This window comes from Helicobacter sp. CLO-3, from assembly GCF_001854545.1.
Taxonomy (GTDB): Bacteria; Campylobacterota; Campylobacteria; order Campylobacterales; family Helicobacteraceae; genus Helicobacter_B.
Genome location: NZ_MLQN01000008.1, coordinates 49,193 through 67,054, shown reverse-complemented (window position 1 = coordinate 67,054; position 17,862 = coordinate 49,193). Strand labels below are relative to the sequence as shown.

Annotated in this window: 19 protein-coding genes and 1 pseudogene; 12 read left to right on the top strand and 8 right to left on the bottom strand. The window is 45.2% G+C overall.

From position 1 onward, the window contains the following. On the top strand, nucleotides 1–382 hold a 382-nt coding region (locus BKN38_RS11000), incomplete at its 5' end, for a hypothetical protein (protein WP_218117788.1). A 199-nt stretch (nucleotides 383–581) separates the two neighbouring features. Here BKN38_RS11000 and BKN38_RS03570 read toward each other — a convergent pair. Further along, nucleotides 582–1,079: a DUF4156 domain-containing protein gene (locus BKN38_RS03570; protein ID WP_066457497.1), complete on the bottom strand. Its 498-nt coding sequence runs from the start codon at nucleotides 1,077–1,079 to the stop codon at nucleotides 582–584. A gap of 297 nt (nucleotides 1,080–1,376) precedes the next feature. Next, nucleotides 1,377–2,219, bottom strand: coding sequence for a 3-deoxy-manno-octulosonate cytidylyltransferase (gene kdsB, locus BKN38_RS03565; RefSeq protein WP_066457500.1), 843 nt, complete (start codon nucleotides 2,217–2,219; stop codon nucleotides 1,377–1,379). A gap of 406 nt (nucleotides 2,220–2,625) precedes the next feature. Between kdsB and rpsP the strand changes: the two genes are divergently transcribed. From rpsP to BKN38_RS03530, 6 genes are all read left to right on the top strand, one after another. Continuing rightward, complete coding sequence (gene rpsP / locus BKN38_RS03560; RefSeq protein WP_066457503.1) at nucleotides 2,626–2,859, top strand: 30S ribosomal protein S16; 234 nt, start codon at nucleotides 2,626–2,628, stop codon at nucleotides 2,857–2,859. A 66-nt stretch (nucleotides 2,860–2,925) separates the two neighbouring features. Further along, on the top strand, nucleotides 2,926–3,174 hold the full coding sequence (locus BKN38_RS03555; protein ID WP_066457545.1) for a KH domain-containing protein: 249 nt from the start codon (nucleotides 2,926–2,928) through the stop codon (nucleotides 3,172–3,174). Between the two features lie 174 nt (nucleotides 3,175–3,348). Then, complete coding sequence (gene rimM, locus BKN38_RS03545; protein ID WP_066457512.1) at nucleotides 3,349–4,227, top strand: ribosome maturation factor RimM; 879 nt, start codon at nucleotides 3,349–3,351, stop codon at nucleotides 4,225–4,227. A 31-nt stretch (nucleotides 4,228–4,258) separates the two neighbouring features. Next, nucleotides 4,259–5,086, top strand: coding sequence for a tRNA (guanosine(37)-N1)-methyltransferase TrmD (gene trmD, locus BKN38_RS03540; RefSeq protein WP_066457516.1), 828 nt, complete (start codon nucleotides 4,259–4,261; stop codon nucleotides 5,084–5,086). 11 nt (nucleotides 5,087–5,097) lie between these two features. Continuing rightward, nucleotides 5,098–5,451, top strand: a complete 354-nt coding sequence (gene rplS, locus BKN38_RS03535; RefSeq protein WP_066457519.1) for a 50S ribosomal protein L19 — start codon at nucleotides 5,098–5,100, stop codon at nucleotides 5,449–5,451. Between the two features lie 168 nt (nucleotides 5,452–5,619). After that, nucleotides 5,620–7,038, top strand: a complete 1,419-nt coding sequence (locus BKN38_RS03530) for a nicotinamide phosphoribosyltransferase domain-containing protein (RefSeq protein WP_066457521.1) — start codon at nucleotides 5,620–5,622, stop codon at nucleotides 7,036–7,038. 277 nt (nucleotides 7,039–7,315) lie between these two features. On the opposite strand, the gene BKN38_RS03525 is transcribed toward BKN38_RS03530, so the two are convergent. After that, nucleotides 7,316–7,873: a YceI family protein gene (locus tag BKN38_RS03525; RefSeq protein ID WP_066457527.1), complete on the bottom strand. Its 558-nt coding sequence runs from the start codon at nucleotides 7,871–7,873 to the stop codon at nucleotides 7,316–7,318. Between the two features lie 148 nt (nucleotides 7,874–8,021). Between BKN38_RS03525 and BKN38_RS11700 the strand changes: the two genes are divergently transcribed. Continuing rightward, on the top strand, nucleotides 8,022–9,545 hold the full coding sequence (locus BKN38_RS11700; RefSeq protein ID WP_066457529.1) for a hypothetical protein: 1,524 nt from the start codon (nucleotides 8,022–8,024) through the stop codon (nucleotides 9,543–9,545). A 55-nt stretch (nucleotides 9,546–9,600) separates the two neighbouring features. Here BKN38_RS11700 and nhaA read toward each other — a convergent pair whose 3' ends face one another. After that, complete coding sequence (nhaA, locus tag BKN38_RS03515) at nucleotides 9,601–11,256, bottom strand: Na+/H+ antiporter NhaA (protein ID WP_066457531.1); 1,656 nt, start codon at nucleotides 11,254–11,256, stop codon at nucleotides 9,601–9,603. A 507-nt stretch (nucleotides 11,257–11,763) separates the two neighbouring features. On the opposite strand from nhaA, the gene exbB reads away from it, so the two are divergent. Genes exbB through BKN38_RS03495 form a run of 4 tightly spaced genes read left to right on the top strand, consistent with a single transcriptional unit; the run spans nucleotide 11,764 to nucleotide 13,906 of the window. Further along, nucleotides 11,764–12,192: a TonB-system energizer ExbB gene (gene exbB / locus BKN38_RS03510; protein WP_066457534.1), complete on the top strand. Its 429-nt coding sequence runs from the start codon at nucleotides 11,764–11,766 to the stop codon at nucleotides 12,190–12,192. A 2-nt stretch (nucleotides 12,193–12,194) separates the two neighbouring features. Then, nucleotides 12,195–12,575 (top strand): TonB system transport protein ExbD, encoded by a 381-nt coding sequence (exbD, locus tag BKN38_RS03505; RefSeq protein ID WP_066457539.1) that lies wholly within the window; start codon nucleotides 12,195–12,197, stop codon nucleotides 12,573–12,575. Then, complete coding sequence (locus BKN38_RS03500; protein ID WP_066457542.1) at nucleotides 12,541–13,269, top strand: energy transducer TonB; 729 nt, start codon at nucleotides 12,541–12,543, stop codon at nucleotides 13,267–13,269. The genes exbD and BKN38_RS03500 overlap by 35 nt, the downstream gene beginning before the upstream one ends. Nucleotides 13,270–13,300: 31 nt before the next feature. After that, entirely contained in the window at nucleotides 13,301–13,906 is a 606-nt protein-coding gene (locus BKN38_RS03495; protein ID WP_143000195.1) for a hypothetical protein, read from the top strand. Nucleotides 13,907–14,180: 274 nt separating this feature from the next. Here the strand turns inward: BKN38_RS03495 and BKN38_RS03490 are convergent, their stop codons facing one another. The 4 genes and pseudogenes from BKN38_RS03490 to BKN38_RS12245 all read right to left on the bottom strand — a co-directional run bounded on the left by BKN38_RS03490 (nucleotide 14,181) and on the right by BKN38_RS12245 (nucleotide 17,848). Further along, nucleotides 14,181–14,753, bottom strand: coding sequence for a TrkA family potassium uptake protein (locus BKN38_RS03490; RefSeq protein WP_082942678.1), 573 nt, complete (start codon nucleotides 14,751–14,753; stop codon nucleotides 14,181–14,183). Further along, nucleotides 14,750–16,008, bottom strand: a pseudogene (locus BKN38_RS03485) (TrkH family potassium uptake protein). The gene BKN38_RS03490 and the pseudogene BKN38_RS03485 overlap by 4 nt, the downstream one beginning before the upstream one ends. Before the next feature lie 640 nt (nucleotides 16,009–16,648). After that, nucleotides 16,649–16,951 carry a thioredoxin family protein gene (locus tag BKN38_RS03480; RefSeq protein ID WP_066458126.1) on the bottom strand — a complete coding sequence of 101 codons (303 nt, stop codon included), beginning with the start codon at nucleotides 16,949–16,951 and terminating at the stop codon, nucleotides 16,649–16,651. Between the two features lie 348 nt (nucleotides 16,952–17,299). Then, nucleotides 17,300–17,848 carry an LPP20 family lipoprotein gene (locus BKN38_RS12245; protein WP_066458128.1) on the bottom strand — a complete coding sequence of 183 codons (549 nt, stop codon included), beginning with the start codon at nucleotides 17,846–17,848 and terminating at the stop codon, nucleotides 17,300–17,302. Nucleotides 17,849–17,862: the final 14 nt, after the last annotated feature.

Genomic DNA, 17,862 nt, shown 5'->3' with positions numbered 1-17,862 from the left:
TTCTGATATTGTGCTTTTTTCTGCTGCTATTCCCTATCAAGGTGGCACACATCATGTAAATGAGCAGCCACCAGCCTACTGGGCGGATATTTTTGAAAAAGAAGGCTTTGTGTGTTTTGATATTTTGCGCGAGAGGATTTTAGGAGATGCATCTATTGATTGGTGCTACAGACAAAATATCTTAATCTTTATCCACAAGGACAAACAAGATATGCTTACAAAACAAGGTTTTTCTTCTGGAAAACCCATATATATTGCAGCATATTACATATGGAAATCCCAGGAAGATGTATTGTCAATTGCAAAAAACTATATGCGCATTCGAAGTATGTTTGCTAAAATTCCATTCCTTAAAGCATCTTACAAGAAGTTTATAAAGTAAGCCTGCAATGGTTGCATTTTTTAAAAGAAGTCTTTTGTGATAGCATAAAATAAGCACGTCTATTTTGCTAAAAATCAAGACAGCGAGATTTTAAGTTGCTCTATGGCTTCCAAAGCTAACAAAAACTGAAGCCTAAAAGCTGTCACTATCTAGAATCTAATAGAATCTAAATGTCGCCTAGAACTTAATCAGATTCCCACTAGAAGTTGCAGCGATAGACTTCGCCATAGATTATGTATTCATCGATTTTGTTGGATATGTTTTCGCCGGTGAGCCCCACTTTGAAATTATAATTCGCGCCTAGATATCTAGATTCTGTGTGTAGCACGAGCACCGCGTTGCCGCCGTATTTTGCGGCTTTGTTGCGTAGGTCGTTTTCTGCGCCCCCGATAGCATCGAGCAGCTTCACGCCATAGCCTTTGGTATTCACCACGCCGGAGGCTTCTGCGACATACGCGCAGCCTTGCAAAGATGCCTTGCCGCGATAGATTTGCACATTTATCGCTTCTTTGGTGGGCGTGGGGAGCTTGTAGCAGGCACTAAATAGCACCATAACCGCCAGCGCGACGCATGCCAAAGCGCCTTTTTGCACTGCCTTTGCGTGCAAGATTTTGCGTGCGCCTATGATTTTCCGCGCACTTGGGATTTTGCGTGCGCTTAGGTTTTTGCGGATGCTGCTTGTCAGAAATATATGCATAATTTTTCCTTAAATCGTGATACCAAGATGCAAATTCTAAAGCGTATTTACTTAAAAACCGCTTTTTACGCGCTTTGGCGCGGGATTTGACAGCTTGGCGCGGCTAGAATCTAGCTTGGATTCTGACTAGGCTAAAGCATTTTGCGTGCCTTTTGCGCCTAGCTCAATATAAATTTCGCAAATTTGGCACAAATTTGCTCTAATTTTTGCAGGATTTCTGCGCTATTTTCATGCCAATTTCACCTCAATTTTGCGCTAATTTTACGCCAAAATTTCAGCTTCGCCCTTGTTTGCCCGCTATGCGCCAAAAAGCCTAAGCGCGCGCTCCAAATCCTCTGGCGTGTCGATCCCTACGCTTTCAGTCGCCACTATCGTCATAGCGATTGGCTTTTTGTGATATATCGCCCTTAGCTGCTCTAGCTTCTCGATATGCTCTAGTGGCGAGTCAGCGGTGCTTGAAGGCAGCGCGCAAAACTCTTTCAAACTCCTTGCGCTATACCCATACACGCCCAGATGCCCCAAATACTGCGCGCTGCTTGCTATGGATTCTGCCGCGCTAGAATCTATAGTGCTAGAATCCGCTTTTTTAGATTCTGCATTTTTAGATTCTACTTTGCTAGATTCTGTGCTTTTAGATTCTGCATTTTTGCCCCGCGAGAGATTATAATCGCGATCATAAGGGATAATCGAGCGCGAAAAATATATCGCCTCATTTGCGCTATTTAGCACGACTTTTACGAGGTTTGGATCAAGCGTTTGCGCCTGCGTGATGCGCTTGGCACAGCTTCCCATCCACGCCCCGCGCTTCATCACACCCTGTAGCGCCTCTATCACATGCGACTCCAAAAACGGCTCATCCGCTTGGATATTGATAATAATCTCATCATCACTTAGCCCTAGAATCTGCGCTGCTTCATTGCACCTATCTGTGCCGCTTTGATGGCTCTGACTTGTCATCACCGCGCGCACGCCATGAAGTTTGCATACCTCCAGCACGCTTTCATCATCGCACGCCACGCAAACTTCATCATTTTTCATCGCATTTTGCGCGGTTTTGATAAGCATGGGAAGCCCACCAATATCTGCTAATATCTTGCGCGGGAATCTTGTAGAAGCGAGTCTTGCGGGGATTATTATCATTTGGCCTTTTCCTTTATAGTGTAATGTGGCTAGACTAAGCGCGCGCATTTTTTGGATTAATTTTAGATTTTGGTTTTGCTGCTTTGCTAAAGCTTAGATGTCAAACATCTTTGGGTTTTTAGTTTAGTGTGGCATGATTATAGCGAATTTTGGAATCTAATGTACTACTGCTTTTTAGTTTTTTGACAAGTTAAAATTTATAAAATATTTGAGATAGTTATTTTTATGGTTTATTTTTGGTATATTTTTTCGATTTTGTTCTTTATTTATGTCTTAAAAGCACTAGGGCAATATTTTATTTGGTAATTTACTTTAAATATATCGCATATTTATAAATTTTAAGGGTAAAAATATATTTTTGTGTGTATAATCCGCGTTTTGTTTATGAAAATATCAAGGAGTAAATATGGCAACAGTAATCCGCTTGACACGCATGGGACGCAAGAAAAAGCCCTTTTATCGCGTAGTAGTTACCGATTCTCGCAAAAGACGCGATGGCGGCTGGATAGAATCTATCGGCTATTACAACCCGCTAACAAAGCCAGCGACGATAAAGCTAAATAGCGAGCGATTGGCGTATTGGAAAGGCGTGGGCGCGAAAATGAGCGAGCGCGTAGCAAAGCTTTCTGAACAAAAATAGATTCTAGGCTAAAGATTGCGCGATAGCGGTGGCTCTAGCCGCGCTCATTGCGCTAAGGATTTTATAATGGTTGAAAAATTTTTAGAGACTTATATAAAAAAGATTGTCGCATTTCCTGAAAAAGTATCTATAGATTCTCGCATTTCACAAGAAGAAAAAATGTGCTTTTTGGATGTTTTTGTATCGGTAGAGGATATGGGAAGAGTGATAGGAAAAGATGGCAGGATGATAGCCGCACTAAAGACTTTTGTCTCTGGCTGCAAGGCAAAAGATGGCATGACTTATAAAATCACTGTCCATCCAAATGAGCAATAAGCAGTGGCAGGCGCGCTGCGCGCAAATCGCGGCTTTGTGAAGTGCTATTTGTGAGGCGCTTTTTGGTGAAGTGTTTTTGCGAAATGTTTTGTAAAATATTTTTTGCAAGGGCTTTGCAAAAGCGGCTCCAAAATAGCTTGATAAAATGACGCATAAATTCCACAAAACCACCACATGAATCACGCACAAAACCACATGCAACGCCACACCCAGCATTACAACATAGAAGTAGGCAAACTCGGCAAAACCATAGGCGTAAATGGCGAGTTTTTGTTTCATATCTCTAGCGATTTTGCTTCATTTTTGAAGTCCGGCATCACGCTTATGGAAGACCGCACGCACGCGCTGCTTACTATCAAGACTTTCACATCAAAGCACGGCAAGCATCATATTTCATTTACGCAGATAGATTCCAAAGAGAGCGCGCAGGCGTTTGTCAATGCCCGCCTGTGGGCTAGCGAGCAGGATACGCGCGCGCATTGCGAGCTGAAAGAGGGCGAGTTTTTTTACTTTGACATCATCGGGCTTGATGTGATAGAGGCTGGCGAGAAGCTAGGCGTGGTGCGCGATATAGAGCGCATAGGCGCGGTGGATTATTTGATTGTAGAGGCTGTGGGGGCTGTGGTGGATTCTCTAGGCGCTTGCGCCAAAGCAGATTCTAGCGCGACAAATAACGCCAGCGCGACAAAAAAGCGCCAAAAGCCCAAAGCCAAAACATTTATGATCCCCTATATCGATGCGTATGTGATAGGCGTGCAGCTAGAAGAAAGCGCGCCAAACAGCGCAAAAGCGCAGAATCTAGCAGATGCAGAATCCAGCGCGCCCACCAAGCAGAGCGCAAAAACCCCAGCCAAAAAAGCAGAATCTAAAAATGCGGATTCTAGTCCAAAAGATTCTAGCCCAAGAAATTTTGATGAAATAAATTCCAGCAAAATAGATTCTACTCAAGCAGATTTTAGCCAAACAAATTCTAGCAAAATAGATTCTGCGCGCCTAGAATCCAAAGGCGTGATTTTCACGCAAAACGCCAAACTTTTGCTAGAATCTAGCTAGGCAAATCCCACAAACACGAAGCGACACAACGATGACTTTTAGCTTTATCACGCTTTTTCCGCGCATCATCGAGGGCTATTTCCAAGACTCTATCCTAAAAATCGCGCGCGAAAAAAACCTCATCCATATCCAGACCATCCAGCCGCGCGATTTTGCCACCGATGCGTATAAAAGCGTGGATTTTCCGCAAGTCGGCGGGGGTGCCGGGCAGGTGATAGGCGCAGATATCATAAATAGCGCGCTTGCATGGCTAGAAAAAACCAGCGCAGAATCTATAGCGGCGACAAACCAAGCGCACGCAGCAAAACAAGAAAACCAAACCGGCCAAGCAAACCAGCTAAGCCAAACCACCAAAACAACTACGCCAACCCAGTCCCAGAATCCAAAACTCCACATCATTTTCCTCACCCCAAGCGCCCCGCGATTTAGCCAAAACGACGCCATCCGCCTAGCGCGCAAACCCCACATTATCTTTGTCTGCGGGCGCTATGAGGGGATCGATGAGCGCGCTATCGAGGCGTGCGCGGATGAGGTGTTTTGCGCGGGCGATTTCATCATGACAGGCGGCGAGCTCGGTGCGCTGTGTCTTTGCGATAGCATCGCGCGCCAGATTCCGGGCGTGCTGGGAAATAGCGAGTCATTGAAGGGCGAAAGCTTTGAGCGCGATTTGCTCGAAGCGCCGATTTTTGCGCGCGCCAACGCGAGCGGTGAAAAATTTGCAAAATTATCGCCACCTTCAGAGTATTCAAAGGGAAATCACGCTAAAATCGCCACTTTGAAAAATAGCTTAGCCCTATGCAAAACCCGCTATTTTAGACCAGATTTGTTTGGGCGACACAAAGCCAAAAATAATTTATAGAAAGGCAAACGATGAAAAATCGCTATATAGAAAGCTTCGAAAAAGCGCAATTGCAAGACAAAAAAGTCCCACAATTCAAAGCGGGCGACACGATAAAGCTAGGCATCAGGATCGTGGAAGGCGACAAAACGAGAATCCAATATTTTGAAGGCGTGTGTATCTGCATCCGCGGAAATGGCGTAGATAGGACATTTACCGTGCGCAAAATCGGCGCGAACAACATCGGCGTGGAAAAAATCTTCCCACTTTATAGCCAAAGTCTTGAAAGCATCGAAGTATTGCGCGTAGGACGCGTGCGCCGCGCGAGATTGTATTATCTACGCGATAGAAAAGGCAAGGCTGCTAGAATCAAAGAAGTGCGATAAGCACGCTTGCTTGAAATACGCTTGACTTAGGCTAGATACTAGAATCTAGCTAGCAAAATCTAGCGCACACTAGAATCTAGCCCAAAAATCTAGCCCGACAATTTGGGCGCACCAGAATCTAGCTAGCAAAATTTGCGCGAAAATCTCGCAAGATTCCAAGGAGAAAATATGAAATACCCAGAGTTGCTTTTTATCGCGGATTGCTACAAATACACGCACGCAGCGATGTATCCCAAAGGCGTGGAGGAGGTGTATAGCGTGCTTTATTGCCGCTATCCCGGGCTTGATTTGAGTGCGCTAAATGGGCATATCGTGGCGTTTGGCATGCGGCAGGCTATTGTCAAGCTAGAGCGGCTGTATGAGGAGTTTGCGCGCACAGACAAAGCGGAGCTGAAAAAGGCGCTGGATTTTTTGTATCGCGATTTTATGAAGCTAGATTCTACGCAAAAATCCTATGATGTGCTTATCCAAAAATGGCTAGATTTGCCCCCCACTATGCCAATCTCTTTCAAAGCGCTGCCAGAAGGCACCTTCATCCGCCAAAACACACCAATCATCACCATAGAATGCAGCCAAAGCGAGCATTGCTGGTTTGTGAATTTCATCGAGACTTACCTAAACTCCGAGCTTTGGAAAGCTTGCTTTGTCGCGACAAAAGCAGCGCTTTTCAAGCGCATCGAATACGACTGCGCGCATGAATACATCGATGAAAGCTACAATTTTCACGACTTCTCACAGCGCGGGATGAATGGCGTGGCAGACTGCTACGCCTCTGCGATGGGGCATCTGCTGTTTTTTAGCGGGACGGATTCTATCATGGCTGTGAAAAATGTCTGCGATAACTACGGCGCGGATGTCTCACATATCGGCTCGATACCTGCAAGCGAGCATAGCGTGATGTGTCTAGGCGGCGAGCAAAATGAGCTAGATACATTCAAACGCATTATGCGCGAGTTTCCGCTCTCTATGGTCTCTATCGTCTCGGATACTTGGAATCTATGGGCTATCATCCAAGCCCTGCATGATGATAAAGAAGCCTATGAGATGATACAGCATCGCGCGCATCCTATCGTCATCCGCCCGGATTCTGGCGACCCTTTCAAAATCCTAACCGGCGATGCAGAAGCAGATGATGAGCGCGTGAGGCTGGGTGTGATTCGCTTGGTGGATAGGTATTTTGGGCTAGATAAGGTGCGTATCATCTATGGCGATGCGATCACAACCGAGCGCGCGCGCGATATCTATGAGTGGTGCAAAATGCATGACTACAATCCCACCAAATTCCTATGCTTTGGCGTGGGAAGCTATGCGTATAACTCCGGAATCCGCGATGATGTGGGGCTTGTGAGTAAGATGACTTGGGCTAGGATTGAAGGCAAGGTATATAATCTTATGAAAAATCCAATCACTGGCAATGACAAAATGTCGCTATCTGGCAAAGTCGCGCTCAAGCACAATCGCGAAGTGGTGCAATTCCTTGATAGCGAGATCGATGATGATGTGCTGACAAGAGATCTAGCACTGCCAAGCTTTCAAGAAATGCGCGAATACAGCAAAAAGGAATTCCTCCGCGCGATAAGCGAGTAGGATCACCAAAGCAATGATTTAAAGCTATATCAATACTTAATAAGCGCAAATTAAAAACTATTTTGCGGATTAAAAACTAGGTAAAATATAAATATTTAATCAAGAAAATTAGTGGCATAGAATCTAGCATATTGACCTGCCAGATTCTACCAATATAAAGATTTAATAAGATCGAGGGCTTGGTGGTGCAAGCCAACCCAAAATCAACGATATAGCATCAAACACAAAAGATTTAAGGCTGGCCTAAAGTCAGAAATTAAAAAACTAGTGCAAATAATTATTTCTCGCCCGCTTCGATTTGCACTTTGATTTCTACTTCATCGCTTACGATTGCGTTTGCTGTGCCGCTGCCTACTTTGAAGTCTTTGCGGTTGATTTTGCCTTCAAGCTTTACAGAGATGATTTGCTTTTTTGTCATTGGATTTTCCACAGGTCCTTTGACGCTCACATCAAACACCACTGGCTTTGTCACGCCGCGTAGAGTCACATCAGCAGTGAGCTTGTCGCCTTCTAGCGATTTCATCACAAGCGTTGCTTTGGGGAATTTCGCCGCATCGAAGAAATCCGCTGCGTTTAGGTGTTTGTCGCGCGCATCGTTTTTGGTGTCTATGGATTTGATAGCCACTTCGCCTTCGAGCGCTTTTAGCGTTTTGCTTTCTTCATCGAAGTCGATTTTGCCGCTAAACTCGTTAAACGCGCCATCAACATCGCTAATCATCATATGCGTGACTTGGAATTTCACCGCAGAGTGAGAATTGTCGATGTTGTATGGTTTGGCGACGCCGGCGGTTAGGATAAGCGCTAGGATAGAGCTTGTAGCAAGAAGCTTTTTCATGTGTTGTCCTTATTTTGAGATATAGCCTTGAGACAAGGCATAAAGCGGATTCTAGCTAGCTAATGTTAATGCTTACCCAATATTCTGATATAATGTGCGCCAGAATCCACGCCAAAGCCTAAAAAGTACCACAAATAAAGGACGCCAAATGATTTTAAGCATCGAGAGCAGCTGCGATGACAGCTCTATCGCTATCACCGAGATAGCGAGCGCAAAGCTGCTTTTTCACCAGAAAATCTCGCAAGACAGCGCGCACAGCCAGCATGGCGGCGTCGTCCCAGAGATCGCCTCGAGGCTGCATGCCAAAGATTTGCCTTTGATTTTGGCGCGTGCGAAGGAGTTTTTGGAAGGGCTTAGCGATGGGGATTCTGAAGGGGCGGATTTTGGCGAAGGTTTTGAAGGGGTGAATTCTGGTGCAAACTTTAAAAAAGTGGATTCTAGTGCGAATAGTTTGGGGGCAGAATCTAGTGCAATAGATTCCAGCAAAAAGGATTCTAACGAGGCAGATTTTGGTAAAAAAGATTCTCGCGGCTTTGCCAAACTAAAGGCTATCGCTATCACCACCGAGCCCGGGCTTTCTGTCAGCCTCATCGAAGGGCTTATGATGGCAAAAGCGCTGGCTTTGAGCCTCAAAATCCCGCTAATCAGCGTAAATCACCTCATCGGGCATTTTTACTCGCTTTTCATCGACAAGCCGCGCGCGATTTTCCCCATGGGCGCGCTGCTCGTATCTGGCGGGCACACGCAAATCATCTGCGCGCACAGCCCCACGGATTTTGAGATCATCGCGCAAAGCATGGATGATAGCTTTGGCGAGAGCTTTGATAAAGTGGCGAAAATGCTGGGGCTTGGCTATCCCGGCGGTCCTATCATCGAGCGCTATGCCAAGCTTTATGAGGCTGGCGCATCAGAATCTAGCGCATCAGAATCTAGCGCGGATGTGGGTTTGTCAAATCCGCAAAAATCACCACTTGTAAATCCACCACTAGCTAGTCTGCCTGTCCCGCTAAAAAACAAGCGCGAGCTAGCCTTTAGCTTCTCTGGGCTAAAAAACGCCACGCGATTGCTGATAGAATCGCTAGAATCTAAAAATGCGCTAGAGCCCAAAGACTTAGCAGAATCCAAAAACGCGCCCCTGCACTCGCTAGAATCCAGCGCGCAAGCGCTTGCAGTTTTTGACAAAGCATTTGTCAGCGCATCATTCCAGCACGCAGCGATCGCGCATATTTGCGACAAACTCGAGCGGTATTTTAGGCAGATAAAAGGCCATGAAAAAGGTGGCGAAAAAGACAATAAAAAAGGCGCGATGCGTGAAAAATCGCACGACGAAATAGATTCTGCCAGCGTGGATTCTAGTAGCCCTATCGACTCTATCGATTCTGCTAGCGCAGATTCTATCGGCGCAAATCACGCAGAATCCGCGAGCGCCGCCCACTTTTCAGATTTTGCGATAATCGGCGGTGCCAGCAGCAACCTAGCCTTGCGTAGCGCGATACAAGCACTTTGCGACAAGTATGGCATGCGCCTACACCTTGCCCCCCTAGAGTTTTGCGCGGATAATGCGGCGATGATAGGGCGCGCCGGGATAGAGGATTTCCTCGCCAAACGCTTCGCTGACACTATCGCCCAAGAAATCTCGCCTCGCACCACCACGCCATTTTTGCATACATAAATTTATATTGCCAAAAATATTGCGAAACTTTAATAAGCTGTTTAGATTCTAAGCGCTATTGCGCTTTTTGCGCGCTAGAATCTCTAGAGTCTAGTGACGCTTGCTGCGCGCTTGGCGCATTGGACGCGCCAAAAACTTCGGGTGCGTTAGAGGCACTAGTGGCGCTAGAAATGCCGGCGGCAGCACTGGATGCGTCAGCGCTATTAACCATGCCAGAATCCACAGAGGCATTTGGCAGTTTTGGCATCTCTGGCGTGGGTTGCGCTTCGATTTTATCCGGTCTTGTAGAAAGATACAAAAAGCAGATTCCAAAAATAAGCGCTAGCAAAGAAGCATAGAGAATCGAGATTTTAGAAAGCACTATCGCTGCTTGATTGTCATATGCCAAGTTTGCCACGAAAATCGACATCGTAAAGCCGATGCCAGCCAAGCAACCAGTGGCAAAAATATGTCCATAGGAGAGATCTTTTGGCTTTGTGGCGATGCGAAGCTTGATGCCGATGTATGAAAACACAAAAATCCCCAGCGGCTTACCCACCACCAAGCCCAAAACCGTGCCTATCAAAATCGCATCCAAATCAAAATCTATGCTAGAATCTATCCGCACGCCCGCATTGACAAAAGCAAAAAATGGCACGATAAAATACGAGCATAGCGGGTGCAAAACCGCCTGCAAGCGCAAAAGCGGATTCTGCGCGTGCTGTGAGTAGCGCGACACTGCCTCTAGAATCTGCACGCGCTTGCTTTGCTCTTCGATATTAAACTTTTTATGCAAATCATGATGCTCATCATCAGCAAAAAATCGCTTCAAACTCGCCATAATGCGCCTAATGCTAAAGCGCGTGCTATGGATATTTGTCTCGAAAAAATCGCTTCCACTTTGCACGAGTGTGCGGATGTTTTCTAGCTCTTGTTTCAGGCGTATGAGGCATTTATCAGAGACATTTGAGCGCCCCGGGATGCAAAACGCCAAAATGACCGCCGCGATAGTCGCATGCACGCCGCTATTAAACACCGCTATCCAAAGCAGCACGCCTAGCAGCAGGTAGCTAGAGGTGTTGTAAGTGTCTTTTTGGTTTATGTAGATGAGTGCGGCGATGATGGCGAGTGCGACCAAAAGCCAGCCGGTGTTTAGGTTTGTCGTGTAAAACACGACGATGACAAAAATCGCGCCCAAATCATCCACCACCGCAAGCGTCACCAAAAACACCTTAAGGCTCAAAGGCACGCGCTTGCCAAGGAACAATATCGCCCCCAGCGCAAACGCAGTATCCGTGCTCATCGCCACGCCAAAGCCAGCGGCGGAGGGCGTGTCGTGGTTGAAAAACAGATAGATTCCAATAGGCACGATGATACCGCCAAGCGCGGCAAGCATCGGCAAAACGATCTTTTTAAACCCTGCCAGCTCGCCATACAAAATCTCGCGCTTCATCTCTAGCCCAATCATCAAAAAGAAAAAGCTCATCGCCACATCATTGACAAAATGCACGACACTCATGCCCTGATGATATGGTCCCAAAAAAAGCCCGATTTCTAGCTCTTGAAACTCAAAATATAGCTCATAGAATCTAGAATTTGCAATAAGCATCGCAAACACCACGCAGAAAAACAGCAAAACGCCACTAAAAGATTCGTGGCTGATGAAGGCGTGGAGGTTGTTTTTGAGCCGGTCTTTGACATAGGCTTCGTTGTGTTTGTGGTGCTTTGACATAAAATCCCCGAGGCTATGATGATGTGTATGTGGTGTTTTGTGGGTGTAATTATACTAAAAATACATGATTATTTTGTAATGTTTTTTAGTTTTATCTTTCTTTTATATAAGAAGTATTAACATTCGCTTCACTTTTAGCGGAATAAAAACTATTCTCAAATTTTGACATTATTGAGAATTTTTGAGTTTTGCTTTGGGCGGGCGCTGTGATTTTGGCGCGAGTTTTTTGGATTTTAGATTTTGGGTTTCTCGAGGATTCTTGGGTTTTTAGATTCTAGATTTTAGAATTTAGATTTTTGTGGATTTGCGTGGTTTGGATTCTGGCAAATGCTTTTGGGATTTAGTCAGTATTTAAGCGAGAATCTAATCAGAGAATCTATTTGGCGCAGAATCCAAATGAGAATCTAGCGAGATTCTAGAATCTAGATTCTGGAATCTAAAATCCAAGATTTCGCGCCCACGCGCGCGCCCCACGCAAAGCAGACAATACAAACACAAAGGCAGGAAATGGAATTTTTACGCGAGCATATGGATTATTTTATTTTTGGTGTGCTTGGGCTTATGAGCTTTTTGGCGCTGTGGTTTAGCGTGGAGCGCGTCCTTTTCTACACGCGCGTCAATGTCGAGGTTTTCCAGACACTTGATGACCTAGAAGAATCACTCACCAAAAACCTAACCACCCTTTATATCATCTACTCCAACGCCCCTTATGTGGGGCTTCTTGGCACGGTGTGCGGGATTATGGTGACTTTTTATGATATGGGTATGAGTGGCGGGATGGATGCCAAAGCGATAATGGTGGGACTCTCCATCGCGCTCAAAGCTACCGCTCTTGGGCTATGCGTGGCGATCCCAACACTTATGGTGTATAACGCCCTTTTGCGCCGGTCAGAAGTGCTGACCAACCGCTACAAAGCGCTAAAATCTAAAGGCTAGGCATGAAAATCAAGCGCGCCGATGGCTTAAACATAGTGCCATTTATCGATGTTATGCTGGTATTGCTGGCTATCGTGCTAAGTGTTTCGACATTTATCGCGCAGGGCAAAATCCCTATCAACCTGCCACAAGCCGATAATATCGATAAGAAGCTTGATGACAAAAAGCTAAACATCCTCATAAGCGCGGATAACAAAATCTATGTCGATGATGTGGAACAAGACATAGACGCGCTTCGCAAAAAGATTTTCAACACCGATGAATCTACGATGATAGAGGTCAAAAGCGACAAGGATGCGAAGTTTGAAAACTTCGTAAAAATCATAAGCATCATAAAGGAAAAGGGACATGAAAACTTTTCAATCGCTGCGCAATCGGATTGAAAACCCCCTATTTTTGGGCTTTTTATGCTCGCTTATCGTGCATGCTGCCGCGGCTGCGTGGTTTTTGGATATTTTTAGCAGGCAAGAGAGCATCGCAGAAGTTGGCGCATCAAACATCACTATGAGCCTAGCAAGTGTCAATACCAACGCCAACCAAAAAGCCTACTCCACGCCAGTCCAAGAAAAGCCAAAGCCCAAGAAAAAGCATAAAAAACACGAGAAAAAACACAAAACAAAGCACCCCATCCCAACGCAAGAAAAGCTCGTCGATGACCCAGAAGAAGCGAGTGAAGAGGTGGTAGAAAAAGTGGTCGAGCAAACTACCAAACAAGCGCCCACTGAAGAAGAGAGCAATGCTGCTTCAAACCAAGACTCGCAAGGCTCCACGCAAGAGCTGCTAGCATACAATGAAGGCATAAGCGATGAGTTTTATCGCAAAGTCCAAGAGGCGATAAAAAAGAAGCACCACTACCCGCGACTCGCCAGAATCCGCGAGCTCACAGGCACGGTGACGGTGGAGTTTATCATAAATATGGATGGCAGCATCGAGCGCCTAAAAATACATCACTCAAACACCGGCGACATCCTAAACCAGCAAGCGCTAAAAACCATCCAAGAAGCGCACAAAAAATTTCCCACGCCACCCAAACGCGTATTGCTAAAAATACCCATCGAATATGAGCTGGAGTCATAAGGTATTGGCACTAAATATATAGGTGGCCCAATTGAGAGGTTTTCTCTGTTTTTTGTTATTATTGTGCTGTGGTGTATTTAGCGGATGTGCAAATATATATTACAAAATAGAATCTGACCTACAAAATACTTTTAGCAAACAAGATGTATTTAGCATACATTTGACAGATAGCGCGACCATATCAGATAAAAAGCTTGGAATTTTGCTTGGCGAATTAATGGTAGATGATGGATTTATGGTATCTGGATTTAATTTAAAGCAAAATGCAAGATGTCATATTGCATTTTCTACAAAATTTTTTTCGCATAGTCAAACGGGATATTACACAACATATAACACCCAAACTACAACGACATACACTCCTGGTGCATTTACAAACAATGCCTATAATCCAGGCACGACAACTACAACAACACAAATTATTCCTACAAACAATACTTATTCCATGAGTATTTATAAAAAATCCATAATACTAATTATGCGTTGTCAGCATGAATCAAAAAGCGAGTTAGCATGGAGTGGCATTGCTATGGGCAACTTAAAAGATGTAGAAAAGTATAAATCTAATATATTAAAACATTTTATTAAATTATTTGGAAAAGATTTTGATGGAAATATAGATATGACATCGCAATGACACAAAGCAATGCCATGGCATACAAACCTTGCTATAGTTAAGTGAATATTATAGACAAAATTAAATTTGCAAAGTCGGCAATTTTTGAATAGTGTATTCTTAATTGGTGCTTTTGGCGCAAATCGCGCAAGCACAAGCAGCCGCCACTAGACCAGCGCGACATTATAGCAGAATCTAGCGGCAGATTCTAGCGCGCAAAAGCCTACAGATCAAAATCCCTAATCGCCGCACTCTCGCCTATAATCATCACCACATCATCTTTATGCAGCATATCTTAGCTGTTTGGCTCTAGATTCCAGCCGCTATCCACGCGCTTGATGCCTATCGCTTTCGCGCGCTTGGCGATGTCGCTGATGAGCTGTCCGGATGATTTTTGGCTGATTTTTATGCGCGCTATGGAGATGGTGTTTGAGATGTCTGTTATCTCAAAATCAGGATGTGATAAAAAGCCTTTGATGAGGTTGGCAGCGGATTCTCGCTCGGGGTAGATTATTTTGTTTGCGCCAAGTTTGGCTAGGATTTTGCCATGCACAGGCGTTATCGCTTTGGCGATGATTTGCTTTATCTCTAGCTCTTTTAGCGCCATGACTGTCAAAATGCTAGATTCTATATCCTCGCCGATAGACACGATAGCATAATCAATCCTAGCAAAGCCGCTTTCTTCAAGCGCGTCTTTATCCGTAGAATCCAAAATATACGCCATGCTAATGAGCGAGGCAAATTCTTTCACCTTTTCTTCTTCTTGATCAGCGATTATCACGCTTTGCCCCTGCTCGATAAGCCCCTTTGCTACATGGAATCCAAACTTGCCAAGCCCTATCACGCCATAAGTTGCGCGTTTTTTCATATCATTATTCTCCCTTCTGGATATTGGAATTTTTGCGGCTTTTCTTTGGTAAATATCGCAAAAGAAAACGCCAGCACGCCCACGCGCCCGCTAAGCATAAGCAAGATGATAAGCATTTTTCCGCCCGCACCAAAGCTGCCAGATAGGCTAAGCGCGCCGCCATCGCCGATAGATACGCCAACCGTCCCAAACGCCGAGCACACCTCAAACACAAGCGCGATAAATCCATGCGCCCCGCCTTCCTCCATAAACGACAAAAGCGTCACGCAAATCGCGATATAAGATGCGGCAACAATGATGATGAGAAAAGAATCATCAAGCGTGCGTTTTGGGATTTTTTTGTTAAACACGATGACATCGCGCTTCTCGCGCAACACACAATACGCATGCACCAGCAAAACCGCAATGGTAGTGACTTTTATCCCGCCAGCCGTGCCTCCGGGCGCACCGCCAATCACCATAAAAATAGAGCCAAAAAGCAGCGTGCCATCTTTAAACGCGCCTATATCTAGCGTGTTAAAGCCTGCTGTGCGGAAATTTACCGAGGTGAAAAACGCGCTTAGAATCTGCTCATAAAGGCTTAAAGTTTTGATACTGCCTCTATGTTCAAACAAAAACACCATAACACTGCCAAGCACGATGAGTGTGATGGTGGTGATTAGCACGATTTTGGTGTGGATAGAGAGGTAGAAAAAGCGCTTTTTGTGGAAAAATAGCACTCTAGCAGCACAAAATACCCAAGCCCGCCGATGATGATGAGCGCGCAGATGATGAGATTTACAAACAAATCTTTGCGATAAGAGATAAGGCTATTTTCAAAGATGCTAAATCCAGCATTGTTAAACGCAGAAATCGAGTGAAAAATCCCACTCCAAAGCGCCTCCAAAAAGGGCATATCTAGCATAAATCGCAAACTCAACGCAACCGCGCCTATCGCTTCAAACACCAGCACAAACACCACCACGCGCTTCACAAAGCGCATCACACCTTTTATGGTGGGGTGGGATATGGATTCTTTTAAGATCATTTTGCTTTTGTAATCAAGCTTGATGCGAAAAATAATATACACAAGGCTCACGATCACCATATAACCAAGCCCGCCGATTTGTATCAAAAAAAGTATGAGAATCTGCCCCCAGATACTAAAATCTAGCGGCGTGTTTTTGACGATAAGCCCTGTCATGCTAACCGCGGAGCTTGCAGTAAAAAGCGCGTCTATTAAGTCTAGCTCGCCATGATGCATGATAGGCAGCATAAGCAAAAGCGCACTAAATAGCGCAATCCCTGCATAACCTATGAGCAAAAATCTCGCTGCTTTTCGTCTATCCAATATCTGCCTTTTGGTGGGTTGCTTGTTTTTTGTTACTACTTTTTTGCTAGTTTGTTTGCTGCTTTTTTGTTATTTTCTTGCTGCTTTTTGCGTCGCTTTTTAGTGGCTCGTTTTACAAAGCGGGCTTATTTAAACGGTGCTTGCCTTGCTTGCTTTTAGATTTATTATTTTAAATCTTTGTCCGCTTTAGATTCTGACTCGTTTTAGATTCTAGAATCTAACTTCTGGCTACTTTTTGCGCTTCAATCATACTCCACCATAGCAAACAAATGCCATCAATCAAAAGCTAGTTTCTAGCACTCGCGATATGGGACGATATAGAGAGGGATTTATCGCAAGGGTTCAAAGATTTGTAGAAAATTGCAAGGATTTTGGAATGAGATTTTAGGATTCGCAGAAAATATGTAAGTTTATGACGCTTTTTGAAAATTTAAAATATGGATTCTAGGCTTTGCGATTTTTGGCTATAAGCCCGCGTAAGTGCGGGCATCTGGTGTATTTAGCTTTTAGTATTTAGGCAAGCACTCTAGGTGCTTTTTGAGCACTTTTGCAAGCGCCCATTTGCCTATAGCGTGGCTTTTAGTGCGTTTTCGATATCTAGCTTGTTGCTAGGCTCGATGAGTCGCTCGCCCACCTCTACGCCATCTTTGTAAAATATCAGCGTGGGGATTCTGCGGATGCCAAGGTCGCTTCGCAGCTCCTCATTGCTATCAAAATCCACCAGCAGAAATTTCACCTGCTTATACTCTTCCTCGAGTGCTTTCATCATCGGCTCTATCTTGCGGCAGTCTGGGCACCAAGGCGCGCTCACATCGACGACGCAGACGCCAGAGGCTATGTCTTTGCTAAAATCTGTAGAGGGTATCATTGGGTCTCCTTGTGCGATTTTGGGTAGGCTAGATTCTGCATTTTTGCAAAATCGCTTGGATTCTAGCGCGCTTTTTAAATGGATTAGAAATGAGATTGGCTAGGCGCAAAGCAGAGGGAGCGGAGCAGAATCTAGCAAGAATCTAAAAGTCTGCAAAATCGCCTATCGCGCCTATTTAAGCGCGCGATAAAATCGCCAGAATCTAAAATCTTAAAAAATCCTAGAAAATCCCGCGCATCAAAGATTCTGATGCTTTAGATTCAAAGCGCGGCCAAATGCGAGTCTGTCAAATCGCCAGAATCTAAATCAAAAATCCAAGCCACTAAGCCAAAAAGCTAGAATCTAAACCTATATCCCAAGCACCTTTGACCACACTCTGCCATCGAGTTTTAGCTCCATTGTCACTTGGCAGATGCCCTGCTCGCACGCACTCTCACGCACTTGCGCGCCGCGTATGAGCGCATTTACCCGCGTTTTCACACTTGAGTCTTTTAGCACCATATTGCGCACGGTGTCGTTTGAGTTTAGGTGGATGCCATACATCTGCTCGCCCAGCTGGCGATATGCATCAATGATCGCTGCGCGCTTGGCGAGTGCCACAGCTTGCGCGGGCGTGCATGAGCCATCGGGCGCGACGCCTATGCCAACTGCCTCGATTTCGATGATGCTAGCCTCGCTTGGCGCTTGGTATTGCGTATCTAGCGAGGCTTGCGTGGCGTAGCCTTCGTTTATCTGCGTGCTGACTCCGGGTAGCTCCTCTGCTACAAGCGCGCCGCAAAATGTCGCGCAAAGCATCGCACCACAAAGCATTTTGCTAGCTTTTGATTTGCTGATTTTTGCTGTGTTTGCGCTTTTCGTGTTTGCGCCGCTTGCACGCGTTTTTGTTAGTTTTTGCATGTATTCTCCTTCGC